20 protein-coding genes and 1 pseudogene are annotated in these 25,286 nt (G+C 61.6%); 10 read left to right on the top strand and 11 right to left on the bottom strand.

The features are described 5' to 3' along the window. Positions 1-134: 134 nt before the first annotated feature. Positions 135-1,049 carry a LysR family transcriptional regulator gene (locus KZJ38_RS34875; RefSeq protein ID WP_219801559.1) on the top strand — a complete coding sequence of 305 codons (915 nt, stop codon included), beginning with the start codon at positions 135-137 and terminating at the stop codon, positions 1,047-1,049. A gap of 128 nt (positions 1,050-1,177) precedes the next feature. Continuing rightward, entirely contained in the window at positions 1,178-2,170 is a 993-nt protein-coding gene (locus tag KZJ38_RS34870) for an aldo/keto reductase (protein WP_219801558.1), read from the top strand. A gap of 112 nt (positions 2,171-2,282) precedes the next feature. Here the strand turns inward: KZJ38_RS34870 and oxlT are convergent, their stop codons facing one another. After that, on the bottom strand, positions 2,283-3,653 hold the full coding sequence (oxlT, locus tag KZJ38_RS34865) for an oxalate/formate MFS antiporter (RefSeq protein ID WP_219801557.1): 1,371 nt from the start codon (positions 3,651-3,653) through the stop codon (positions 2,283-2,285). A 395-nt stretch (positions 3,654-4,048) separates the two neighbouring features. Continuing rightward, complete coding sequence (locus KZJ38_RS34860) at positions 4,049-4,909, bottom strand: alpha/beta fold hydrolase (protein WP_219801556.1); 861 nt, start codon at positions 4,907-4,909, stop codon at positions 4,049-4,051. 312 nt (positions 4,910-5,221) lie between these two features. Here KZJ38_RS34860 and KZJ38_RS34855 point away from each other — a divergent pair, with 312 nt between their 5' ends. Further along, complete coding sequence (locus tag KZJ38_RS34855) at positions 5,222-6,652, top strand: tetratricopeptide repeat protein (RefSeq protein WP_219801555.1); 1,431 nt, start codon at positions 5,222-5,224, stop codon at positions 6,650-6,652. Here KZJ38_RS34855 and KZJ38_RS34850 read toward each other — a convergent pair whose 3' ends face one another. Both KZJ38_RS34850 and KZJ38_RS34845 read right to left on the bottom strand, forming a co-directional pair. Further along, positions 6,653-7,666: a DUF2891 domain-containing protein gene (locus KZJ38_RS34850; protein ID WP_219801554.1), complete on the bottom strand. Its 1,014-nt coding sequence runs from the start codon at positions 7,664-7,666 to the stop codon at positions 6,653-6,655. Positions 7,667-7,676: 10 nt separating this feature from the next. Beyond that, positions 7,677-8,882: a cytochrome P450 gene (locus KZJ38_RS34845; RefSeq protein ID WP_219801553.1), complete on the bottom strand. Its 1,206-nt coding sequence runs from the start codon at positions 8,880-8,882 to the stop codon at positions 7,677-7,679. A 260-nt stretch (positions 8,883-9,142) separates the two neighbouring features. On the opposite strand from KZJ38_RS34845, the gene KZJ38_RS34840 reads away from it, so the two are divergent. After that, positions 9,143-10,462 (top strand): serine hydrolase domain-containing protein, encoded by a 1,320-nt coding sequence (locus KZJ38_RS34840; protein ID WP_219801552.1) that lies wholly within the window; start codon positions 9,143-9,145, stop codon positions 10,460-10,462. 3 nt (positions 10,463-10,465) lie between these two features. On the opposite strand, the gene KZJ38_RS34835 is transcribed toward KZJ38_RS34840, so the two are convergent. Beyond that, entirely contained in the window at positions 10,466-10,918 is a 453-nt protein-coding gene (locus tag KZJ38_RS34835; RefSeq protein ID WP_343223867.1) for a hypothetical protein, read from the bottom strand. Positions 10,919-11,139: 221 nt separating this feature from the next. Between KZJ38_RS34835 and KZJ38_RS37240 the strand changes: the two are divergent. Both KZJ38_RS37240 and KZJ38_RS34830 read left to right on the top strand, forming a co-directional pair. Beyond that, positions 11,140-11,259 (top strand): annotated as a pseudogene (locus KZJ38_RS37240) (NAD(P)-binding protein); the annotation flags it as partial. Between the two features lie 45 nt (positions 11,260-11,304). After that, complete coding sequence (locus KZJ38_RS34830) at positions 11,305-12,420, top strand: FAD-dependent oxidoreductase (protein WP_343223866.1); 1,116 nt, start codon at positions 11,305-11,307, stop codon at positions 12,418-12,420. Between the two features lie 40 nt (positions 12,421-12,460). Here KZJ38_RS34830 and KZJ38_RS34825 read toward each other — a convergent pair whose 3' ends face one another. The 6 genes from KZJ38_RS34825 to KZJ38_RS34805 all read right to left on the bottom strand — a co-directional run bounded on the left by KZJ38_RS34825 (position 12,461) and on the right by KZJ38_RS34805 (position 19,011). Beyond that, positions 12,461-13,765, bottom strand: a complete 1,305-nt coding sequence (locus tag KZJ38_RS34825) for an NAD(P)/FAD-dependent oxidoreductase (protein ID WP_219801550.1) — start codon at positions 13,763-13,765, stop codon at positions 12,461-12,463. 145 nt (positions 13,766-13,910) lie between these two features. After that, positions 13,911-15,359: an aspartate aminotransferase family protein gene (locus tag KZJ38_RS34820; protein ID WP_219801549.1), complete on the bottom strand. Its 1,449-nt coding sequence runs from the start codon at positions 15,357-15,359 to the stop codon at positions 13,911-13,913. A 17-nt stretch (positions 15,360-15,376) separates the two neighbouring features. Further along, entirely contained in the window at positions 15,377-16,711 is a 1,335-nt protein-coding gene (locus tag KZJ38_RS34815) for a glutamine synthetase family protein (protein ID WP_219801548.1), read from the bottom strand. Positions 16,712-16,768: 57 nt separating this feature from the next. Continuing rightward, the gene (locus tag KZJ38_RS34810; RefSeq protein ID WP_219801547.1) at positions 16,769-17,563 is read right to left on the bottom strand and encodes a gamma-glutamyl-gamma-aminobutyrate hydrolase family protein; all 795 of its coding nucleotides are present in this window, start codon (positions 17,561-17,563) and stop codon (positions 16,769-16,771) included. A gap of 292 nt (positions 17,564-17,855) precedes the next feature. Beyond that, positions 17,856-18,074: a hypothetical protein gene (locus KZJ38_RS36820; RefSeq protein WP_425518432.1), complete on the bottom strand. Its 219-nt coding sequence runs from the start codon at positions 18,072-18,074 to the stop codon at positions 17,856-17,858. 154 nt (positions 18,075-18,228) lie between these two features. After that, positions 18,229-19,011, bottom strand: a complete 783-nt coding sequence (locus KZJ38_RS34805; protein WP_219801546.1) for a TetR/AcrR family transcriptional regulator — start codon at positions 19,009-19,011, stop codon at positions 18,229-18,231. A gap of 368 nt (positions 19,012-19,379) precedes the next feature. Here KZJ38_RS34805 and KZJ38_RS34800 point away from each other — a divergent pair, with 368 nt between their 5' ends. The 4 genes from KZJ38_RS34800 (at position 19,380) to KZJ38_RS34785 (ending at position 25,178) form a co-directional block, all read left to right on the top strand. Next, positions 19,380-20,561 (top strand): isovaleryl-CoA dehydrogenase, encoded by a 1,182-nt coding sequence (locus tag KZJ38_RS34800; protein WP_219801545.1) that lies wholly within the window; start codon positions 19,380-19,382, stop codon positions 20,559-20,561. A gap of 18 nt (positions 20,562-20,579) precedes the next feature. Further along, positions 20,580-22,187 (top strand): carboxyl transferase domain-containing protein, encoded by a 1,608-nt coding sequence (locus KZJ38_RS34795; RefSeq protein ID WP_219801544.1) that lies wholly within the window; start codon positions 20,580-20,582, stop codon positions 22,185-22,187. A gap of 135 nt (positions 22,188-22,322) precedes the next feature. Beyond that, on the top strand, positions 22,323-23,111 hold the full coding sequence (locus KZJ38_RS34790; protein WP_219803804.1) for an enoyl-CoA hydratase/isomerase family protein: 789 nt from the start codon (positions 22,323-22,325) through the stop codon (positions 23,109-23,111). Between the two features lie 33 nt (positions 23,112-23,144). Then, the gene (locus tag KZJ38_RS34785) at positions 23,145-25,178 is read left to right on the top strand and encodes an acetyl/propionyl/methylcrotonyl-CoA carboxylase subunit alpha (RefSeq protein ID WP_219801543.1); all 2,034 of its coding nucleotides are present in this window, start codon (positions 23,145-23,147) and stop codon (positions 25,176-25,178) included. The last annotated feature ends 108 nt before the right edge of the window (positions 25,179-25,286 follow it).

Genomic DNA, 25,286 nt, shown 5'->3' with positions numbered 1-25,286 from the left:
GTCTCTCCCATTGTCCTGAACGGCGCTTAGAGAAGCGGGCGTCGTACCCTGCAGGGCCGATTCTAGGGCCATGCTTAACGTCACAAATATTTATAATCGTGATCCGCCATATAAGCGTGGTGAATGGAGGCGTGATGAACTTCAGGACGCTCGATCTGAATCTGCTCAAAGTGTTCGAGGCGCTGATGTCGGAGGGCGCGGTCACGCGCGCCGCGTCGAAGCTGTCGCTTACGCAACCGGCGGTAAGCAATGCGCTAAGCCGCCTGCGCGAAGCCTTCGACGATCCGCTTTTCGTGCGCAACGGCGCGGGCGTCACCCCGACGCAGCGTGCGATTGCGTTGTGGGGGCCGGTCGGCGAATCGTTGTCGCGTATTCGCGCGGCGCTCGACGAAGAAACGTTCTTGGCGGAGAGCGCGCAAGCGAGCTTTAGTCTTTCGATGTCCGACTATGTCGCGGGCATCGTCATGCCGCGGCTTGTTGCGCGCTTTGGCTCCGCGTCGCCGGGTCTGCGCTTTCACTCGGTGCCGAACCTGCTGCTCGATGCGCCGACGCTGCTCGAAGACAATCGCGTGGATTGCCTGATCGGCGTGTATGTGAACGAGACCTTGCCGCCTCCTTATATCCGTGCGCGCTCGCTATGGAGCGTCGACTATGCCTGCCTGATGCGGCGCGATCATCCGCTTGCAACGGCCGGCCGTCTGACCACGCGGCGTTTTCTTAACGCGCGGCATGTCGACATCAGCCTTGCGGGCCAGACACAACCGTCGTTCGATATTTTTCTCGCGTCGCGCGGTCTCAAGCGCAATCTTGTCACAACCGTCAACCACTATACGGTTGCCTGCGAAATGATTCGCTCAAGCGATTTGATCGCGGTCATGCCGCGCGACCTGTGCGAACGTTTCGGCATGAGCGGCGAACTCGTCGGCGTGCGGGCGCCGCTCGAGGCGCCCGAGCGCGTGATCAGCCTGTTCTGGCATCAACGCAATGAAACGGTGCCCGCGCACCGATGGTTGCGCGAGCAACTGGTGAGCATGTTCGGCGGTGCGTAAAGGTGCGTGAGGTGCGTGGGGTGTGTAACGGGTGCATAAGCGTGTCAGCGCATCTCGCAACTTGCTGGCACACTAGCGGTCTTGCGGGCGCGAGCCGATCCCAAATTGTGAGCTTCGAGGAGACATTCATGCAGATTCATCATCGCCGTTTCAGCCGTACCGGCTGGGACGTTTCAGAAATCGGCTTCGGTGCGTGGGCGATCGGCGGTTCATGGGGCGATGTGTCCGATGCGGACGCGCGAGACGCGCTGCATGCGGCGCTCGATGCCGGCGTCACATTCATCGATACCGCGGACGTGTACGGCGACGGCCGCTCGGAGCGGATCATTCGCGACGTGCTGCGCGAGCGCGGCGGCACGCGGCCCGTGGTCGCAACCAAAGCCGGGCGCAGACTGAGCCCGCATGTGGCCGACGGCTATACGAAGGCCAATATCGAAGCGTTTATCGACCGCAGCCGCGAAAACCTCGGCGTCGATACGCTCGACCTCGTGCAATTGCATTGCCCGCCCACCGATGTTTACTTCCGCCCGCAACTGTTCGACGGGCTCGACGAACTGGTCGCTGCGGGCAAGCTGCGCCACTATGGCGTGTCGGTTGAACGCGTCGAAGAAGCGCTGAAGGCGATCGAGTATCCGAATGTCGTATCGGTGCAGATCATCTATAACATTTTCCGCCAGCGTCCCGCGCAATTGTTCTTCCGCGAAGCGCAGGCGAAGAATGTTGCGGTGATCGTTCGCGTGCCGCTCGCAAGCGGCATGCTGACGGGCAAGCTCAACGCACAATCCACGTTTGCAGCCGACGACCATCGCAACTTCAATCGCCATGGCGAAGCGTTCGATGTCGGCGAGACTTTTTCGGGCGTGCCGTACGACGTCGCATTGGAAGCGGTCGAAGCGCTGCGCGCGGATGTGCCGCAAGGCGCGACGATGGCGCAGTTCGCGCTGCGCTGGATCCTGATGGAAAAGGCCGTATCGGTCGTGATTCCCGGCGCTAAAAACGCCGCGCAGGCGAAGGCCAATGCCGAGGCGAGCGCGCTTGGCGCCTTGACCGAAGAGACGATGGCCCACGCACGCCGAATCTACGATCAACTGATCGCACCGCACGTGCATCAGCGCTGGTAAGAAAACGCGCAAGCGGTCGTCAATGACAAAAACGGGTCGCCGGCAAAAGGCGACCCGTTTTTATTGCTTAAGCGCTCACGCAGACGGCAATGAATGCCGCATTCGCTATGCCTTATCGGTCGACGCCCGACACGCGCGCCGATTCGCTAACGAGCGGTCCCGCGCCGTAAGGCAGGTCGAATGCGGGCGATGAGTGCCGTTCAGCATGCGCGCGCCGCATCGGCTTCAAGACGAAGATCGCGAGCAGCGCCGCAACAGCTGCCATGCCGGCCGCCAGCATAAACACCGCGTGCCAGCTGCCCGTCGCGGCGGTAATGACGCTCGTGAACGGTACGAGCAGCGCCGCGGTGCCCTTCGCCGTGTAGAGCAAACCGGCATTCGTCGCGGCGAATTTCGGACCATACGTGTCGCCGCAAGTCGCGGGGAACAGGCTATAGATCTCGCCCCATGCGAAGAACACGATACCCGTCAGGATGACGAACGCAGTCGGGCTATGCCCATACCGCGACAGCAGAACGATGCCGACTGCCTCGATTGCGAACGCGATGAACATCGTGTTCTCGCGGCCGATGCGGTCCGACACCCAGCCGAAGAACGGTCGCGTCAAACCGTTAAGCACGCGGTCGATCGTCAATGCAAAGGTCAGCGCGGGCAACGTAAGGCCAACCAATGAAACCGGCGAGTCCTGCAAACCGAAGTCTTTGGCGATCGGACCGAGTTGAGCCGTTGCCATGAGGCCGCCCGCGGCCATCATCACGAACATCAGGTACATGACCCAGAACACCGGCGAACTCACCACTTCGCGAGGCGTCGCGTTGTAGATCGTGCGCTTGACCGCGTTGGCCGTGTTCGTTGCCGCGGTCTTTGCGCTTTCAAGCAGGCTTTTCGGCGGCGCCAGCAAGGCAAGGCCGAGCAGGAACACGATAATGCCCTGGCCTAAGCCGAACCACAGGAACGTCGCTTCATAGCCGCTGCTCTTGATCATGTTGGCGATCGGCACCACCGTTGCGGCCGAGCCCATGCCGAAGCCGGCCGCCGTGATCCCTGCAGCAAGGCCGCGGCGACTCGGAAACCATTTGAGCGCATTGCCAACGCAGGTGCCGTATACCGCGCCCGCGCCGACACCGCCGATTGCTGCCGCGAAATAGAGCAACGGCAGCGAAGACGCGACCGAGTTCAACGCCCACGCGAGCGCGCACAGAATGCCGCCTCCAACCACGACCGGCCTCGGTCCGAAGCGGTCGACGAGATATCCTTCAACGGGCACGAGCCACGTCTCAGTGACCACGAAGATGGTGAACGCCACCTGAATCGCCGCGCGCCCCCACTGATACTTCTCGTTGATCGGGTTGACGAATAGCGTCCAGCCGTACTGCATATTGGCGATCATCGCCATGCATATCACGCCGAATACCAGCTGTACCCACGGCGACGCCATCCACGACGACGCTTGTCCCGCCTGTTCCTCTCGATCCGATCTCATGATGTCTCCAATGTATGACTGCCTTAATTTATGTTTGTGGGGAGGAGACGACCGGGCTGTGTCGTCGCCAACCTTGACTCAAGCCTGGCAAAGGGCAGTTTTAGGGCCGGTCATAAGTCGATACAGTATGTGATATATCAAGTAAGTCAAGAGAAAGGATTGGCGGGGTTTTCACCAGGCGTTTTGTCGAACGAAAGGAAAATGAAGGCAGCGCATGAATGAGCGGGCGTCACCCAAAAAAAAGCCCGCCGTACAAGCGTCGGCGGGCGAGGACATGCGGCGAGACAAAGCGGGTTCGCGACATGCGTTACCTTTATAGTTGAAAGTAAATCGTAATGTAAAGTTTTTTCTTTGTAGGTGTTGGTGCGGTGCCGCACAGGCTTTCGCGAGGCCGCCTAAACGTTAGCGGCGATCGAGGAAAGCAAAGCGGCGAGCGCCGCGGGCTGCGTCACATGCGGCGAATGGTCGGACGATAGTGTATGCAGGGTGGTCGCATTGCCCATTGCGGCGTCGACGGTGGAAATCAGATGGTCCTGGGCGGCGGGCATCATCGTCGAATCGTTGGCCGTGCGAATGTAGTGCCGCGGTACGCTGCCGAAGCGCTCGCGCGTCATCTCGGACGGCGAGGTGAGCGCGCTCACCGGCTCATCGCAATGCAGTAGCGAGAGTTCGTCGTCGAGGGCGGCTTCGTCGATATCGCCATAAAACGCACGCCTGAGCAATTCGCGATACGCGGGGTCGGGGTTGCGCGGGTCGATGCGGGACGCGCCGGTTTTCAATGGATCGCCTTTGCCCAGCAAGCCGACCAGCGAGCCGTTCATCGATGGAAGCGCGCGAATCTTCGCAGGCACCTGACCGGGCGGCACCATGTACGCGGCGAGATAGACGGCCGCATGCACGAGCTCGGGGCGCGCTTGCGCGACGCCGGTAAGCGTCACGCCGCCGAGCGAATGGCCGACCGTAATCACGGGTAAGCCTGTTTGCCGATGCATATCCTCGATCCATGCAATTGCGGCTTGCGTGCGGTCGTCCTGCGTCACTCCCGAATTCAATGTCGGTTCGGCGGCGAATGCTTCATTGTCGCGCGGCTGCCGAAGATACGACGCCGGCTGCTTCGCTTGCGCACCGGCGCCGGGCAGGTCGTATGCACGCACGACGTGGCCACGCGCTTCGAGCAGCGGAGCCAGACGACGCCATGTGAAAGCGCCGTGCCAGGCGCCGTGGATAAGCAGAAACGACGGTTTTTCAGTGGGCATGTTATGGGCTAGCGTAGCGTTAAGGTTGCGTGTTGATGGTTACCGGATGGCTAGCGCGCATGCGATCCGGCATAGCATGCGCGCGCATCGGTTTCATCGATGGGTTTCATCCATATAACAATCGCTGCACGCGAAAATTCCTTTAGGCATTCGGGCGCTTTAGGCCTCTTTTAAACCTTTCAATTGTTTCGGCGTAAAAAACAGAACCTTACGTGCCGCATTCAGGTAGCCCTATGCGCACCGAAGTTCTGCTATGTTTCGTGCGCGCGGCGCGACCCGCGCGCCGCATGACTTCCTCACGCGCTCCCCGCCATGTCCATCAACAGTCTGCTGCAAAGCGCGTTTAGCCATCATCGTGAAGGTCGTTTCGATCTCGCCGAAAATCTGTACCTCGAAGTAATCAAGAGCGCGCCGACGCATTGGAGCGCGCGCTTCGGTCTGGCCGAGGTATTGAACCGGACAAACCGGTACGACGCGGCGATTGGCTGGCTGATGCCGATGCTCTCCGAAGATCCAGACGAATGTGTGCCGGTGCATCGCGAGATCGGGTTTGCGCACGCGAGCGCCGGGCGCCCTCAACGTGCGCTCGAGCATTTCAGGAGCATCCTCGAAAAGCAGCCGAACGACCCTGAAACATTGCACCTCGTTGCGAACTTCGAGCAGTCGCTGTATCTGAACGAGGAGGCCGACGCGCATTATCGTCGCGCGCTCGAGCACAAGCTGTTCGTCAGCGTGCCGTCGGCCGTCAAGCCGTCGCCATTTAGCGCGCTGTTCGTTTTCGCGCCCGGGCGCGGCAATACGCCGTTTTCGTATCTTGTCGAAGGCGCGCCGTTCGACAGCAACGTGCTGAACCTGCTGCAGGACTTCAAATACGACAACGAAGTCTTGCGCAATAGTGGCGACGTCGTGGTGAATCTGATCGCCGATGTCGATCAGTGCGGCCCGATGCTCGCGCTGGCGGAAGAGTTCGTCGAGCAGGTCGGCAAGCCGGTCGTCAATCACCCGAAACGGATTGCAAACACGGGGCGCGAATCGATTGCGAAACTGATTGCCGATACGCCGGGATGCATCGTGCCGCAAGCGCGCCTGTACACGACCGATGCGCTTCGCGCGCTGATTGCCGATGAAGCGGCGTTTCCATGGACGTTTCCGTTGCTGTTGCGACGGGCCGGCACGCACGGCGGCAACGACTTCGAGCTGGCGCACCTGATGTGGCAAGTGCGCGCCTTCGTCGAGCGGCACGGCGACAGTTGCGACTACTATCTGACGCCGTTTGTCGACTATCAGTCGCAGGACGGGCACTACCGTAAATACCGCTTCTTTTACGTCGACGGCGAGATCCTGCCGTATCACCTCGCGATCGGCGACCAGTGGAAAGTGCACCACGCAACGACTGCGATGGCGCGTACGCCGTGGATGCAGGAAGAGGAGCAGGCATTCCTCGACAACCCGGCAAGCGTATTCGGTGAAACGCAGTACGCCGCGCTGCGTACGATTGGCGAGTCGATCGGGCTCGACTACTTCGGCATCGATTGCGCGCTCGACACGCAAGGTGCGGTTGTCGTGTTCGAGGTCAACGCGTGCATGCTGGCGCACGGCGACAACGGGTCGTTTCCCTACAAGACCGCAAGCGTCGAGCGGATCAAGCGCGCGTTCCATGCGATGCTTGCGCGCATTGCTTCGGGCAAGGTTAAAGGGGATAAAGGGGAGGGCGAAGGCCAGCGCGGGGCCGACGCCAGTTGATCACGCTTCGAGTGCGAGCGTGGCGAATGTCGCGAGCCAATGCTCGCCCATATAGTCGCCGGCCACATGCTTGAGCGCGCTTTGCAGATGATGCCCGGCGGCATCGAGCAGCACCGCGCGCCGCGCATCGCTTTCGGGCAATGCTCGCGTAAGCGAGCGTTGGCACCACGCGCGGCTGAGGTTGAGCCCGTCGAGATGCGCGATCTTGCCGTCGCTGCGATCGGACACGGCCGCAGGCACGAATAGCGTAGCGGGTTCGCGTGACGCAAGCGCGGGCAGAAAGCGCATAAACCAGACGTCGAACTCAGCGGGCGCGAGCACGCGGCGCATCAATTCCGCCTCCATTAACGACGGCGACAGAAATTCGTCACCCGACGGTTCCCATGCCTGGCAGCCCGCATCATTCAGATACCAGCGTTTCGCGGAATCGACGATCAGCGTCTCGAGCCCTCTGCGCGAAGAAGACGCGCGCGCGAAATCGAGCGCGAGCGTCAGCGCGAATGCGGTGTTGAAGTGCGTGCCGACACGCAGCGGGTAGGTCGACTTCGGAAGAAATTCCTCGAAGCGTTCGACGAAAGCATCGGCAAGCGGCGCGAGCGATTTTGTCCAACGCGCGGCTTGCGGAAGCTTCGACGCTTCGACCTCTGCTGCGAGTGCCAGCAGCCACGCCCAGCCATACGGCCGCTCGAAGCCGCGGTTATGCGGCAAATCCAGATAGGCGAGTTCACCGGCAACGTTCGCGTCGGTGAAATGCGTGTCGACCACCTCGACGATGCGCGCGGCTTCGGGCAAATCCGGAAAGCGGTCGATCAGACGCAGCACGAGCCAGTAGCCATGCACGCACGAATGCCAGTCGAAACTGCCGTAAAAGATCGGGTGCAGCGAACGCGGACTTTTGACATCCTGCGGCCCGGCGAGCCGATGAGTCAGCTGGTTCGGGTACTCGCGCGTCAGGTGACCGAGCGCGAGGTTCGCGAATTTCGATGCGAGGGCGGCAGTGAACTGGGTGGTCATGGAAGCGTCGTCAGGAAGGGGCTATCTGCAAAGACTCGACGCCGCGAAGCTGGGAACGCTTGTGCCAGTGCAGATCGTCGAGATTGGTAATGCGCATGTCCGGCAGCCGGGAAAACAGCGTGCCCAGCGCAGCTTCGATCTCCATCGATGCAAGCCGCGCGCCAAGGCAAAAGTGCAGGCCGCCGCCGAAGCTCAGTATTTTGACATCCTTGAACGATCTGTCGATCTTCAATCTGTCCGGCTCGACGAACATGCCGGGATCACGATGCGCCGAGCCGAGCCAGACGAACACCACATCGCCGCGAGCGATCTGAACGCCCTCGACTTCCGCATCTTCGAGCGCGACACGCATGGTCGATTGAACCGACGTTTCATGGCGCATACATTCCATGATGACATTCGGCAGCATGGCCGGATTCGACCTGGCGAGAATCAATTGTTCCGGATGCCGGTGCAAGGAAACCAGCGAGTTGCCAATGATGTTGGTCGTGGTTTCATGACCGGCCACAAACAGAAGAAGAACGTTCGCGAAAAGTTCCTCGTTCGTCATCACGTCGCCGTTTTCCTCGGCCGCAACCATTTGCGATATGAGGTCGTCGCCAGGGTTTCGCCTGCGTGCCTCGAATAGCACCGTGAAATACCGGTGCAGTTCGAGCACCGAATCGTTAGCCTTCTGAAGCTGCTCCGGGCTCATGAGATTGACATCGAGCACGCTGGATGCATTGTCGGTTAGCTGCTTTATCATCGGCGCATCTTCCAGCGGGATGTTCATGATCGTGCAAATGATCTGCATAGGCAGCGGAAATGCAAAGTCGCGGATCACATCCGGTTCATCGCTGGCGATGAGCGCATCGGCAAGACGATGCGAAATGTCGTGCGACGCCTGACGAAAGCGCTCCAGCTGGCGAGCCGTAAATGACTTCATCAGCAGGGCGCGTACTCGCGTATGGACCGGCGGGTTCAGCCCGGCCAGCATGTGACGCGCCATGCGAAAAATTGGCTGCTCGACGGCGTTCTCGCCGTATCGGGCCTTCACACTGGCCTCGATGCCTTTGCCGAAACGCCGGTCGAACAGCAAATCGTGCACAACCGAATACTGCCCGGTTACGTACAGCCCCGGGGAGAGTTTGACGAGCGGCCCGGCGGCGCGCATTTCGTCATAGAGGGGATAAGGGTTGGTAAAGAACGCAGCGTTCGAGAAATCGCTGAATTGCATCGCATGGGCTCCATCAGGCGGACAGTCGGAAACCGACACCAGGGGCCGCGGCGCGCTACATCAGCTCACGCGCGCGAAACCGGCCTATAGACTGGAACAGCCATGCGATAGCTGTTATTCCGGGTCACGTGCCCATTCGTGACGCTTCGTCACTTTTCTAGTGTCCTTCCGGGCATGTTTCTTCTGCTGCCGCCTCTCCAGAATTCCGTCGCATCGGTACCGAATCCGGATACACAGCACAAACGCTCTGGAGAAAATAGATGAGAGATGGAATGAATCGCCGGCGCCTGCTCAAAGGGGCGGTGGGTATGGCGGCCGCCGCGACATGGGGCGCGCTGACGGATCGAAGCGCGCACGCGGCATCGGCGCAGGCGCCCAAGCGCGCGGAGGCAGTGCGGCACGCCGGCTCCGCGTATGCATCGATCGACCAATGCCTGCAGCGCTCGGTTGAAAATGGTGTGGTTGCGGGCGTCGTCGCACTGGGCGCGACGCAGCGCGGGCTCGTCTACGAAGGATCGGCCGGCGCGACCGATATTCGCACCGGCGCGCCGATCGGTCCGGACTCGGTCTTCTGGCTCGCGTCGATGACCAAGGCCATTACCGCCACCGCCTGCATGCAGCTTGTCGAACAGGGCAAGCTGCAACTCGAGCAGCCGGCCGCCGACATCCTGCCGCAACTGAAGGCGCCGCAAATCCTTGCGGGATTCGATGCGTCAGGTGCGCCGATACTGCGTCCGGCGCGTAAGGCGATCACGGTACGCCATCTGCTGACGCATACATCGGGCTACACGTACAGCATCTGGAGCGAGCCGCTCATCCGGTATGAAAAAGCGACGGGCATGCCGGACATCGGCTATTCGCTGAATGGCGCCTTTGCCGCACCGCTCGAGTTCGAGCCTGGCGAGCGCTGGCAGTACGGCATCAGCATGGACTGGGTCGGTAAGCTCGTCGAAGCAGTCACCGATCAGTCGCTGGAAGTTTATTTCCGCGAGCATATCTTCGAGCCGCTCGGCATGCGCGACACGGGCTTCCTGATCGACAGCGAACAGAAGCGCCGCGTCGCGGCGATGCATCGCCGCCAGGCGGACGGATCGCTGACGCCGGAGCCATTCGAAATAAACCAGCGCCCCGAGTTCTTTATGGGCGGCGGTGGACTCTTCAGCACACCGCGCAACTACATGGCGTTTCTGCAGATGTTGCTCAACGACGGCGCCTACCGCGGCGAACGCGTATTGCGCCCGGACACCGTAGCGGCGATGTTCCGCAATCACATTGGCGATATTCAGGTCGTCGAAATGAAATCGGCTCAGCCGTCGTGGTCGAACAGCTTCGATCAGTTTCCCGGGCAGCCGCAGAAGTGGGGGCTGTCGTTCGACATCAACGTGCAGCCGGGTCCGCACGGCCGCAGCGCGGGCAGTGTGAGCTGGGCCGGACTGCTAAACACATACTTCTGGCTGGATCCTGTGAAACGCGTTGCGGGATCGCTCTTTACGCAGACGCTTCCTTTCTACGATGCGCGTGTCGTCGATCTGTACGGGCAGTTCGAAGCGCGGCTTTACGACGGATTGCGGCATGCGTAACGACTAGGTTTGCGTGCTCTTGCGGCGCTGTACTTTTCCAAAATGGAAAGCCAGGGACAGCGCCATGACCAGGCCGCCGAACAGGGCGGCCACGCCATCCGGTACAGCACCGGACATGTCCCAGCGATACCAGGCAATAACCGACGCGATAACGAGATTCACGAATCCCCACACGACGTTCACGATCGGCGATGAATCGCCCACCCCTGGTGGGCGCGCAAAGGGAGTAGGGAACAGGCGACCCTGCAGGCCTGCACACAGGTGAGGGATCGAATTACATAGAAACGCGCCGACAAGAAACGGCCAAACGTATTGCATGGTGACCTCGCGCATAGGTAGCGTTAAAGACCTGAATATGCCGGTATCGCGGGCTGCTTTGCGAATATCCCGACGTGTTCCGTCAGATTTCTTTCGATCTGAAATACGTGAATATGCAAGTTTCGGTGAATCGTACATGCATGTTTCTGCGTTAGCGTGTTATTGAATACTCAAATATTGTTGTCGATTTTCCACGACACGATCTGTTCGTAACGTGCGGCTTGAATTCGGATTCAGACCTGGAAGATGCCGCGGTTTGCGCAAGGATTCGCTCGTCGGGCTTCTATCCCTTTAGAGAGAGACTTAGGGGATAAGCGCACGATACAACTCGCAATCCTTACCAGTCGGAAGCCGCGGATATGAACACAAAACCCTTACGTGTTGCGATCATAGGCGCAGGAACCGGGGGCCTTTGCCTCGCGCACGGCCTTCATCGCCGGGGAATAGAGGTCAATGTATTTGAGCGCGATCGCACGAGAGTCGATGGACCGCCCGGATATCGCATCGGCATCGACGGCATCGGCATGAAGGCGTTGCGTGAATGCCTGCCGGAAAACGTGATGGATTTTTTCAACGCGGCATGCGCGCGTACGCCGCGATACCTGAACTACATGACCGAGTGCCTTAAAGAAACGCTCAGCGTGGATCTCGGCGACGTGGGGGTCGGACGTTCCGCGACACGCCTTACGTTAAGACAGGTCATGATGAGCGGCCTGGAAGGCAAAGTCCACTTCGATAAAAGATTTATACGCTACACGGAGCGTGGCGGCGGCACGGTCGCCGCGCATTTTGCCGATGGCAGCATCGCGGAAGCGGATCTGATCGTCGGCGCCGACGGCGCCAACTCCAGGGTGCGCAGCCAACTGTTACCGCACGCGCAGATCGAGGAAACGGGCATCGTGGGAATCGCAGGAACGACGCCCCTGGACGCGCGCACGCGAGAGCTGCTGCCTGCGAAGATATTGAACGGCATCACATTGGTACTCGCGCCGAAAGGCTTTGGCGGCGTCGTGCATGCGCTTTCGTTCGACGAGCCGCGAGACACCGATTCCCAGTGGTCCGGGATGCAGTATGTCGACAGGCGCGACGTCATCACATGGGCCGTTTGGGGCGCTGTTTCGAACTGGTCGGCAGACCCGCTGATGCCCGACATCGACCATCTCGCGCTTGTTCGCGATGCGACGCGCAATTGGCATCCACGTCTGAAATCGCTTTATGCCGCGGCCGATCCCGATAGTTTGTTTATCGGCAACATCCGGACGTCCGCACCCGTCACGGCGTGGAAAACCGGACCTGTCACGGTGCTCGGCGATGCGATCCATCTGATGACACCGGGCGGCGGCGCAGGCGCCAATACCGCACTGCGCGACGCCGCCTTGTTATCGCATGAATTGGGGAGTGTTGTGCGAGGGCATGCAACGCTGGGCACCGCGGTTGCCGCATACGAACACCAGATGCGGCAATACGGCTTCGACGCGGTTTTAAAATCACGCGAGCGTTACGACGATCGAAGCCTGCTACATCGGCCGGTTGCGGGGCGAGCCATGCTCGGTTTCGTACGCTCGACGATGCGCGTCGTCAACGCTGTCCCGTTCCTCAAGCAGCAGGTCGTGACCGCGACCCGACGTGAATTCGAGTAATGCTTAAGCTGTGGATTCTGGAATTCCGCCTGCCGCGCGCCTAAAACAACTCACGAACCCTGTGATACAGCATGCCGAGTTCGAGTGCGGGGCCGCGTAATGCTGGGCAACCCGGAAATCGCGCGTGCCTGATCCTCGCAAAGAGGTCGAGCGCGGCACGGTCTTGCGCGATCGCTTGTGCAACAACGCGGCCAGCGATGCCCGTCAGCGCGACACCGTGGCCTGCAAAGCCTTGCACATAGAAATAGTTCGGGTCGATCGCGCCGAAATCCGGCGCGCGATTGCGCGTGACGTCGACGAAGCCGCCCCATGCATAGTCGATGCGCGCATCGGCGAGTTGCGGGAAAACCGCGAGCATTCGCTTGCGGATGGCCTCGGCGAGCCGCTCGGGCGCCATGCCTGCCGATGTCGCTCGGCCGCCGAACAGCAGGCGATGGTCGGCCGACACGCGAAAGTAATCGAGGAAGAAGTTGTTATCGCAAACCGCGGCGCGTCCCGCAATCAGCGCATCCGCGCGTGCCTTGCCGAGCGGTTCGGTCGCGACGATATACGACGCAATCGGCGCGATGCGCGCGGCAATGGCCGAAGGCAGCACGTTGCCGAGCGTCGCGTTTCCACATGCGGCAACAAATCGGCAGCGCACTTCGCCGCTCGTTGTGCGAACAACCGGTTGTGCGCCGCGTACGACCTCGATCACCGGCGAATGGGCGAAAAGCAGTGCACCTTCTTTGCGGGCCGCGTCGGCAAGACCAAGACAATATTTGAGCGGATGCAAATGCCCGGAGACCGGGTCGAACACACCGGCCAGATAGCGTTCGGATGCGATGCGCGAGCGAATCGCATCGCGGTCGAGCCATTGCAGATGCGGATAACCCCAGCGCGTCGCGGCTGCATCCATCCATGCGCGAAGATCCGCTATGCGCTTTTCTCGGGTCGCGACGGTCAGGTAACCCTGCGTGAAATCGCAGTCGATTCCATAGCGCTCGATGCGCTCGCGCACCAGTGCGACGCCATCCACCGACAAAGACCACGCGGCACGCGCACCATCGGCGCCCAGCTGCTGCTCGATCACTTCATCTTTGGCAAAGCCGACCAGCATCTGTCCGCCGTTGCGGCCTGATGCACCCCAACCGGGCCGGTGCGCGTCGACCACGATAACGGACAGGCCGCGCGCGCGGCATTCGAGCGCGACGGACAGGCCCGAAAACCCCGCACCGATTACACAGACGTCCGCTTCGAGCGTGCCGTCGAGGATCGGATCGTCGGTAGCGGGGCGGCGGACATTGGCCTCGTAGTACGAGTTCTGGATCAGTGCGTCGGCGCGGCGATCGAGGGCGTCGGTCATTGAAAGAGGGGAGGCGGAAAGGATTGCTTGCCGGGCAATGCGGACGCCGGCTGGGATCGGCAATTCTACCGGTGTTTGTAGCGCAAGTGGCCTGCGCCGTTTGTTTGCGCGCAGGCCAGCCAGATGGCCAAAGGCCTTCACATCCTCATGCGACGCCTATCTGTCGTGCGGTCGCATCTATCGCTCGCTTTGCCTTCTCGACAATCTCATCGATCTCGCTCTTCGTGATAACGAGCGGCGGAGACAGCAGCATGCGGTCTCCGGTCGCGCGCATGATTAGATGGCCGTTGAAGCAGAAATCGCGGCACATCGTGCCGACCTCGGCGCCATTTTCGAAGCGCCCGCGTGTGGCCGGCTCCTTCGCGAGCTGCACGCCCGCAACAAGACCCACTCCCGCCACCTCGCCGACCATCGGATGCCCCGCAAACGTATCGCGCAGCAGGCCCTGAAAATAGGGCCCCGTTTCGTCCCTGACGCGCTCGACAATCCCTTCTTCGCGCAGCAGCGTGAGATTGGCGATGGCAACCGCGGCAGCGACCGGATGACCTGAATACGTCATGCCATGATTGAATTCGCCATTTTCAATCAGCGCTCGCGCGATGCGGTCGTGCAAGCCGACCGCGCCCATCGGCACATATCCGCTTGTCATCCCTTTAGCGAGTGTCATCAGATCGGGTTCGAGACCGAAGTGCTGATGGGCAAACCATTCGCCGGTACGGCCGAAACCGCCGATCACTTCATCTGCCACGAGCAGCACATCGTATTTGCGGCAAATACGTTGAATTTCAGGCCAATAGCTCGACGGCGGAAAGATGACGCCGCCCGCTCCCTGGAAAGGCTCACCAATAAACGCAGCGACGTTCTCCGCACCGAGCTCGAGAATTTTCGCTTCGAGTTGCCGCGCGCGTTCGAGGCCGAACGCTTCGGGCGTCACGTCGGCGGCCGCTTCTCCGAAGAAATACGGCTGATCGATATGCACGATATGCGCCACCGGCGACGGCATTTGCTCGTGCATATAGTCCATGCCGCCGAGCGTGCCGCCCGCGATCGTCGAGCCGTGGTAGCCGTTTTTGCGCGCGATCACATATTTTTTGCCGGGCTTGCCGAGCGCAGCCCAATAACGATGCGCGATACGCAGCATCGTATCGTTGGCCTCGGAGCCGCTGTTGCAATAGAAGAAGTGATTGAACGGCGTCGGCGTCAACTCCGCGAGCAGTGCCGACAGCTCGATGACAGGCGGATGCGTGGTCTTGAAAAAGGTGTTGTAAAACGAAAGTTCCCGAATCTGCCGGTAGGCGGCGTCCGCGAGTTCCTTGCGGCCATAGCCGACATTCACGCACCACAGGCCAGCCATACCGTCGATAATCCGGTTACCGTCTGAATCCCACAGGTAGACCCCTTCGGCCTTCACGACAACCCGGCTGCCAGTGCGGTTCAGCGTTCCCATATCGGAGAACGGGTGGATATGATGCGCGGCATCGAGCGCGCGGTATTCGGCGGTGCTGCGTGCACGCCGTGATGCTTCGCGTTGCCGTTCATTATTCGTCGCCGGTGTTGGCGTCGCGTAGACGGCTTCTTCTGTCGTCAAGCTCATGTTTGGCTCCGGTATCGTTAGACATGCAGCAGCAAATGCCTGCGTTCCCACGAGCTGATCACGCGGAAGAACGCGTCGTATTCGGTTTCTTTCAATGTCAGATAGGCTTTGACGAACCGCTCGCCGAGCGTCTCTGCAAGCGGCGTGCACGCCGCCATCAGCGTGAGGCCTTCTTCGAGATTACGCGGCAGCTGATACGGCATCTGGTATCCGTCGCTCGATAGCGGCTCGGTCGGACGCAGATGCTGCGTCATGCCGAGGTAACCGGCCGCGAGGGTCCCCGCGATCGCAAGATACGGATTGCAATCGACGCCGGGAATACGGTTTTCGATGCGCCGTGCGTTAGGCCCCGAATGCGGAATGCGAAAGCCGACTGTGCGGTTGTCGTAGCCCCATTGCACGTTGATCGGCGCCGCCATGAAGCGCGACAGGCGGCGATACGAATTGATATACGGCGCGAAGATCGGCATCAGCGCAGGTGTGTATTTCTGCAGGCCCGCGAGATAGCCGTGGAAAAGGGCGGTGGGTTCGCCGTCGCGGCCGGTGAACAGGTTCTCGCCGCTATGTATGTCGACGAGGCTTTGATGCACGTGCATTGCCGAACCTGGTTCGCCTTCCATCGGCTTGGCCATAAAGGTCGCGTACATCTGGTGGCGCAATGCCGCTTCACGGACCGTACGCTTGAACAGAAACACACGGTCGGCGAGATTGAGCGGGTCGCCATGCAGAAAGTTGATTTCCATCTGCGCGGCGCCGACTTCGTGAATCAGCGTGTCTACTTCGAGTTCCTGAATGTCGCAATACTCGTAGATATCTTCGAAAAGCGGATCGAATTCGTTGACCGCTTCGATCGAATACGCCTGCCGTCCGGTTTCCGCGCGACCGGTTCGGCCGATCGGCGGTCGCAGCGGCAGATCGGGGTCCTTGTTCATATCGACGAGATAGAACTCGAGTTCGGGCGCGACGATCGGCTTCCAGCCCTTCTCCTGGTAGAGATCGAGCACGCGCCGCAAGACGCGGCGCGGCGAGATTTCGACGGGCGTGCCGTCGAAATGCACGCAATCGTGAATGACCTGCGCGGTCGGATCGACCGCCCACGGGATGATGCGGATCGTCGATGCATCGGGCACGCACACCATGTCGGGGTCGGTCACGCCGGTCAAACTTCCGTCCGACGGATAGTCGCCGGTGACGGTTTGCACCATGACGGCCTGCGGCAGCCGCATCGTTTCACCGGATTCGAACTTGCTGCGCGGAATGATCTTGCCGCGCGCAATGCCGGCCATATCGGGGATGATGGCTTCGATCTCGGTGATATGGTGCTTCTTCAGAAATTCATCGATGTCGTACATGATTGTTCTCTCTGTGTGCCCGCAAAGTGCGCTTGTGCATGAATCGGAAAACGTCATTTACCTGTTCGCAAGCGGTGCATCTGTAGCGCCCGCATGCGCGCGGTTTTGCATCCGTTCGCGGCACGCGTCGCCGAACGCGCGAAAGATTGCGGTCGACAGCGGATCGGCGGCGAACTTCCATTCCGGATGCCATTGCACGCCGAGCGCGAATGCGCGTGCATCGTCAACGCTGATCGCTTCAATCAGTCCATCAGGCGCGCGGGCTTCGATGCGCAGTCTGTCGCCGAGCCGCTCGATTCCTTGCGCATGCAACGAGTTGACGCGCACAGTCTGCGCACCCGAAGCCAGACGGGCGAGCAGTCCGTCCGGCGCAAGCCGCAACGGATGCGAAGGCCCGTATTGAACGTCGAGGCCGTCGTCGCCGTTTTCGCGGTGATCGTCGTAGCCTTGTACCGCGTGCACGCTTTGATGCAGCGTTCCACCGAACACCACATTCATCTCCTGAAACCCGCGACAGATCGCCAGCACGGGCACGCCTGCGTCGATCGCGGCGCGCAATAGCGGTAATGTCGTTGCATCGCGCGCGGCGTCGTGCAGCGTGCCCGGTGCGCTCGGCGGACCGTTATAGCGATGCGGTTCGACGTTCGAGTAGCTGCCGGTAAACAGCAGGCCATCGACGGCTGCAAGAATGTCTGCCGTGCGCTGCCTGCAGCCGAGCGCGGGCAGCATGACGGCCAACGCATGCGCACCATTGACTACCGCGGTCAGATACTTTTCGCCGGTCACATGCGACGGATGCGCGCCGATCGTCGTTCGGTCGGCAGTGACACCGACCAGAGGTTTCGTTTGCATGACTAATGGCCAAACTTGTCGGGTTTGGGAAAGACGTGAAAACACTATGAATAGCGTCGTTTGGCGCGACAGCGGTCAGCGCATCGCACCACGCGATACGAATAGCCGGAATAGCCGGGCTACGCGCCACGCATCGCGCGACCACAACCTGGCCGCGCGCTGACAGGCGTCGCTGCGCACAGCTTCACTAGCAGTGTCGGCACGCGCGCGATCACACCGTCGCGCGACGCGAATGCGTGCGCAGACGAGGCGAATCGGAGCGGTAGCGAAAACGGAAATGCCGTAAGAGGCGCTAGGGCAGCAGGGATGCGACGCCGTCGGAATGAATGGCGACGAAGGCGCGTGCGCAGACGATGTTGTGGCGTCTGACCGAACGGCGGGAAAGGATGACAAAGACGGACAGGAAGCGGCGCAATACGCGTATTGCGTGCATATCGCTGCCGATACTGTCGGCGTTGGTGCAGTCAGCGCGAAGACACCTCGCGGGCTGGCTGCGGTTCCACCTTACCAAAGGGCCTCGGACTTTCACGATGACACTCGATTTGGTGCGTTGAGGTAAACGACCTTACATATTCAGGATATACGAGCCAGAAAACGTGTCAATTCATTTCGCCGGACGCATGTGTACCAGGTCTCGCAACGAAAAGCGTCGAAGTAGGCGCCGCTTATGCACCGCCACTGTTGTCCTTGCGTGAGCGCCGCGTTTCTCGCGTGGGTGGTGTTTCGCGCAACGCGGCTTCCGCCTGCTCGAGCCGGCGTGTTGCTTCGCTCACATCATGACGAAATTGCGCCAGCGCTGTGCGCGCGACGTCGGGCGGCTGCAGCGCGGACCACAGCACGTCGATGAGTCGATCCGCGGTGGCGTCGATATCGGAGCGGCGGTTCGCGAGCGTCGCTTCCCACAGCACATGCTCCATCGGCCCGAACACGAGCGAGCGCAAAAGGCGCAGCGGCATATCGGCGCGCACCTGGCCCGTGGCCTGTCCCTGCGCAAGCACGCGCATCAGCGGTGCGGTATAACGCCGATGCAACCCTGTCAGCGCCTCGCTCAATTCGTGTTGCTGCGTGCGCCCTTCGGAGAGCACGAGCGAGCACAACCCCGTGCCGTTCACGAGCATGAGCCGCAAATGAGTGCGAACGATAAACGCGAACTGCTGACGCACGCCGCCGTCGCGCGGCAAGCCGGCTTCGATCGCTTCGATGATTTCGTCGTACCAGTCGCCGATCACACGCGCGCACAACTCGCGCTTGCCGCGGAAATAGCTGAATACGGTGGCTTCGGAAATGCCGAGGCGATGCGCGATCTCGGCGGTGGTCGCCCGCTCGTATCCCTTCTCGGAGAACACGTCGCGGCCGGCTTCGAGGATTTCCTTCACACGTTGCTGCGACTTGCGTCCCGCCGGCTGCCGGCGCGACGCCGGCGTCTCGTCCCTTGTTACGCGCATCATATGAGCCCAATTCAGATTTCAGTGCCGGATGGGCCCGGCACGTGTCGATACTAGCATGGCACGTAAGGCTAAAGTGCGCTTCCAGATTTATGAGCTTCGCTCAGAAATACCTATTGACGCTTACGTAAATCTGGCGTGAAATGCGCACTGTAACGGCGGTTGCGATCGATGGTACATCGCGACCGCAAAGCGTATTCCGCAGTCGCGGAAATGCTGAGCCTTGCTCAGAAAATTCCGGCTACTGCGGTGCGGCATACACGTCGCGCATCGGCCGCGCGGCGGCCCACTGTCCATCGGGCCTTGCGGCAGGCCTTACAGCGTGCCGCGCATCCGGCCCGCACCTCCGGCCGCATATCTGGGAGATTCGAATGAGCAACTTGCCCGGCCTGCAATTCCCACTCGGCGAAGAAGTCGAAATGCTGCGCGACAGCATCGCGGGGTTCGCGGCGAAAGAGATCGCGCCGCGTGCCGGCGAAATCGACCGGACCGATCAATTTCCGATGGACCTCTGGCGTAAATTCGGCGACCTCGGCGTGCTCGGCATGACAGTAGCCGAGGAATACGGCGGCGCGGGCATGGGCTACACCGCGCATATGGTCGCGATGGAAGAGATCTCCCGCGCCTCGGCGTCGGTCGGGTTGTCTTATGGCGCCCATTCGAATCTGTGCGTGAACCAGATCCATCGCAACGGCACCGAAGCGCAGAAGCGCAAGTATCTGCCGAAGCTCGTGTCGGGCGAACACGTCGGCGCGCTCGCGATGAGCGAGCCGAATGCGGGCTCGGATGTCGTCAGCATGAAATTGCGTGCGGACAAAAAAGGCGACCATTACGTGCTGAACGGTACCAAGATGTGGATTACCAACGGTCCCGATTGCGATACGTTGGTCGTCTATGCGAAGACGGACATCGAAGCGGGCGCGCGCGGCATCACCGCGTTCATCGTCGAGAAGGGCATGCGCGGCTTTTCTGTCGCGCAGAAGCTCGACAAGCTCGGTATGCGCGGCTCGCATACCGGCGAGCTCGTGTTTCAGGACGTCGAGGTGCCGCAGGAGAATGTGCTCGGCGAGCTCAATGGCGGCGTCAAGGTGCTGATGAGCGGGCTCGATTATGAGCGTGCTGTCCTGGCAGGCGGCCCGACCGGCATCATGGCCGCGGTGATGGACGCCGTGGTGCCTTACGTGCACGACCGCAAGCAGTTCGGCCAGCCGATCGGCGAATTCCAGCTGATCCAGGGCAAGCTTGCCGATCTCTATACGACATTCCAGGCATGCCGTGCGTATCTGTATGCGGTGGGCCGCAACCTCGACACGCTCGGCAAAGATCATATCCGGCATGTACGCAAGGATTGCGCGGGCGTCATTCTCTACACCGCGGAAAAGGCCACGTGGATGGCCGGCGAAGCGATCCAGATTCTCGGGGGCAATGGTTATATCAATGAATATCCGGTCGGCCGCCTGTGGCGCGACGCGAAGCTCTACGAGATCGGCGCGGGCACGAGTGAGATTCGCCGCATGCTGATCGGCCGCGAGCTGTTTGCCGAAACCATGTAGCAGAAGGAGAAGCACGCAATGCCGGTCATCGAAACGAAGTTGAATCCGCGCTCGGACGATTTCCGCGCGAACGTCTCGGCGCTCGAAGCGCTCGTCGCGGACCTGCGCGAGAAGATCGGCAAGCTCGCGCTGGGCGGCGGCGAGGCCGCGCGCGACAAGCACATATCGCGCGGCAAACTGTTGCCGCGCGAGCGTGTGGCGCAACTGCTCGACCCCGGCACGCCGTTTCTCGAGCTCTCGCAGCTCGCCGCATTCGGCATGTACAACGACGACGCGCCGGGCGCGGGCGTCATCACCGGCATTGGACGCATCGCGGGGCAGGAGTGCGTGATTGTCTGCAACGATGCGACCGTAAAGGGCGGCACGTACTACCCGATCACGGTCAAGAAGCATGTGCGCGCGCAGGAGATCGCCGCCGAAAACCGCTTGCCTTGCGTGTATCTCGTCGATTCGGGCGGCGCCAATCTGCCGAATCAGGACGACGTGTTTCCCGATCGCGACCACTTCGGCCGCATCTTCTATAACCAGGCGAATCTGTCCGCGGCGGGCATTCCGCAGATCGCGGTCGTGATGGGGTCGTGCACTGCGGGCGGCGCCTATGTGCCGGCGATGAGCGACGAGTCGATCATCGTGAAGAACCAGGGCACGATTTTTCTCGGCGGGCCGCCGCTCGTGAAGGCGGCGACCGGTGAGGAAGTCAGCGCCGAAGACCTCGGCGGCGGCGACGTGCACACACGCCTGTCGGGCGTGGTCGATCATCTCGCGCAAAACGATGCGCATGCGCTCGCCATCGCGCGCAGCATTGTCGCGAATCTGAACCGCCGCAAGGAGCAGCCGCTTGCGCTGCAGGAACCGAAGCCGCCGCGTTACGACGCGAAGAGCATCTACGGCGTGATTCCTGTCGACACGCGCAAGCCGTTCGACATTCGCGAAGTGATCGCACGTATCGTCGACGATTCCGCTTTCGATGAATTCAAGGCGCGCTACGGCACGACGCTCGTCACCGGTTTTGCGCATATCTGGGGGCATCCGGTCGGCATCGTTGCGAACAACGGCATTCTGTTTTCGGAGTCGGCGTTAAAGGGCACGCATTTCATCGAACTGTGCTGCCAGCGCAAGATCCCGCTCGTATTCCTGCAGAACATCACGGGCTTTATGGTCGGCCGCAAATATGAGAACGAAGGCATCGCGCGCAATGGCGCAAAGATGGTGACCGCGGTCGCGACCGCGAAGGTGCCGAAGTTCACGGTCATCATCGGCGGCTCGTTCGGCGCGGGCAACTATGGGATGTGCGGCCGCGCCTACTCGCCGCGTTTTCTGTGGATGTGGCCGAACGCGCGCATTTCGGTGATGGGCGGCGAGCAGGCCGCTTCGGTGCTGGCCACGGTGAAGCGTGACGGTATCGAAGCGAAGGGCGGCACATGGAGCGCCGCCGAGGAAGAGGCATTCAAGCAGCCGATTCGCGCGCAATACGAGCACCAGGGCCACCCGTACTATGCGAGCGCGCGGCTTTGGGACGACGGCGTGATCGATCCGGCGCAAACGCGCGACGTGCTGGGCCTCGGTTTGTCGGCTGCGATGAACGCGCCGATCGAAGATACGCGTTTTGGCGTGTTCCGGATGTAACGCGCAGCACGGAGCGAGCGTCGTCCACTACGCGATGCGATGCGTCGAACGAAGCCCGCAGCATGAAATGCCCGGCAGGTTTGCGATGTGAAATGGACGGCAGGACCGCGCAAGGAGTCTCGAATGGTGAATGAAGTGAAGCCTGAAACGCTGATCGTCGAAGTCACGCATCAGGTGGCGACGGTCACGCTGAATCGTCCCGACGTGCGCAACGCGTTCAACGAAACGATGATCGGCGAGCTTACGGCCGTGTTTCGCGAGCTGAGCGAGCGCGACGATCTACGCGCCGTCGTGCTCGGCGCAAACGGCAAGGCATTTTGCGCGGGCGCGGACCTGAACTGGATGAAGAAGATGGCCGGCTACTCGGATGACGAGAACCGTGCCGACGCGATGCGTCTCGCCGACATGCTGTGGTCGATCTACCGCTGCTCGAAGCCCGTGATCGCGCGCGTGAACGGCGACGCCTACGCGGGCGGCATGGGACTCATCGCCGCGTGCGATATCGTGATTGCTGCGGACACCGCGCGCTTCTGCCTTTCAGAAGCACGCCTCGGCCTGATTCCCGCGACAATCGCGCCCTATGTCATCCACGCGCTCGGCGAGCGCGCCTCGCGCCGCTACTTCGCGACGGCCGAACAGTTCGACTGCGCGACCGCGCTGCGCCTGGGATTCGTTAGCGAAGCCGTCAGCGAAGACAAACTCGACGACACCGTGCAGCAACTCGCGGCGATTCTATGTTCGAACGGACCGCGCGCGGTGCGCGCGTGCAAGCAGCTCGTACAGGACATCGCGGGCCGCGAGCTCGACACGGCCTTGATCGAGGAAACGGCCGCGCGCATCGCGCAGGTGCGGGCTAGCGCGGAAGGGCGCGAAGGCGTGGCGTCGTTCCTCGAGAAGCGCGCGCCGGTGTGGCGCACACAATAATCCGCAACGCAAACCACAGCGCCAGGGCAAACCATGTTCAACAAGATCCTCATTGCGAACCGCGGCGAAATAGCGTGCCGCGTTGCCGCCACGTGCAAGCGGCTCGGCATCGCAAGCGTGGCGGTCTATTCCGATGCGGATGCGAACGCGAAGCACGTCGCGGCCTGCGATGAAGCCGTGCATATCGGCGGCTCGACGGCGGCCGAAAGCTATCTGCGCATCGAGCGGATTATCGATGCGGCGCGTGTCAGCGGCGCACAGGCCGTGCACCCGGGCTACGGCTTTCTGTCGGAAAACGAAGACTTCGCGCAGGCATGCAAGGCGGCGGGCATCGTGTTTATCGGGCCGCCGGTCGAGGCGATCGCCGCGATGGGCTCGAAAGCGGCGGCGAAGGCGTTGATGCACGCGGCCGCGGTGCCGCTGGTACCCGGCTATCACGGCGACAGCCAGGACGCTGATCTGCTCAGGCGCGAGGCCGATGCGATCGGCTACCCGGTGCTGTTGAAGGCCAGCGCGGGCGGCGGCGGCAAAGGAATGCGCGTCGTCGAGCGCGGCGAAGATTTTGCGGCGGCGCTCGCGTCGTGTAAACGCGAAGCGGCGAGCAGCTTCGGCAACGATCGCGTGCTGATCGAAAAGTATCTGACGCGGCCGCGCCACGTCGAAGTGCAGGTGTTCGCCGATATGCACGGCGGCGCGGTCTATCTGTTCGATCGCGACTGCTCGGTGCAGCGGCGCCATCAGAAAGTGCTCGAAGAAGCGCCCGCGCCGGGGCTTCCCGATGCCATGCGCCGCGCGATGGGGGAAGCGGCGGTCGCGGCCGCGCGCGCGGTCGACTATGTCGGCGCCGGTACCGTCGAATTCATCATGACGGGCCGCGATTTCTATTTCATGGAAATGAACACGCGGCTGCAGGTCGAGCATCCGGTGACCGAAATGGTGACCAGGCACGACCTCGTCGAATGGCAGTTGCGCGTCGCAGCCGGCGAATCGCTGCCGTGCACGCAGGAACAGTTGCAATTGCACGGGCATGCGATCGAAGCGCGGATCTATGCCGAGCATCCGGCGCGCGGCTTTCTGCCTTCGACAGGCACGCTCAAGCATTTGCGCATGCCCGCAGGCGTCGAATTCACGATCGGCGCGTTGCCGGGCGGTCCGCGCGCGACCGTGCGTATCGATAGCGGCGTACGCGAGGGCGACACGATCACGCCGTTCTACGACCCGATGATCGCGAAGCTGATCGTGTATGGCGCCACACGCGCCGACGCGTTGCAGCGGATGAGTCGCGCGCTGCAGGCATGCGAAGTGGTCGGGCCGCACACGAACGTCGAGTTCTTGCGGCGTATCGTCACGAGCGAACCGTTTGCGAGCGCCGACCTCGATACCGGTTTGATCGAACGGCATCGCGATACCTTGTTTGCGCCCGCGCAAAAGCCGTTCGACGCCGCGCTCGCGTTGGCATGCGCGGCCTTGCTCGAGCGCGAGGGCGATGCAGCGGGCGGCGTGGCCGCCGCGAGCGGCGCCTCGCCGTGGGAAGCGCTCGCGCACTGGCGTCTGAATAGCGGCTATCAACAGACGCTGAACTGGAACGACGTCGAAAGCGACACGCCGTTCACCGTCACATTCGCCCGCGATGGCGCCGAGCAGACGCTCGCATTCGCGGGACGCCGCGAGCCTTTCGCGTGGTGGGTCAGCGCGGGGCCGCACGAATATGGCGCCACGCTCGGGAATACTCGCGTCACGGGCCGCGTGTTTGTCGACGGCGATACGTTCCATGTGTTCTGCCGCGGCGAGGCGCTTGCGTTCGAATGGCAGAATCTACTCGCGCATGCGGCGGACGCCGAGCATGGCGAAGGCCGCTTGACGGCGCCGATGCCGGGAAAGGTGATCGCGGTGCTTGTCGAGCCGGGCGAGAAGGTCGAAAAGGGTGCGCCGTTGATCGTGATGGAAGCGATGAAGATGGAGCATACGATCGGCGCGCCTGCCGCGGGCACCGTGGCGGAGCTGTTGTATGCGGTCGGCGATCAGGTCGCCGAAGGGGCGCAATTGCTCGTGCTGGCGAGCGAGTGATTCGGATTCTCTGGAATTCGCTGGACCGCACCGCATGCGTGAACACGAATCGAGCGTCACGGGTAGTGGATTGTCGATCGTGAATTGCGCTAGCCGGTCCCGGTTCTT

This window comes from Paraburkholderia edwinii (assembly GCF_019428685.1).
Classification (GTDB): Bacteria; Pseudomonadota; Gammaproteobacteria; order Burkholderiales; family Burkholderiaceae; genus Paraburkholderia; species Paraburkholderia edwinii.
The sequence above is the reverse complement of the archived record's forward strand: the minus strand, read 5'-3'. Positions and strand labels throughout refer to the sequence as shown.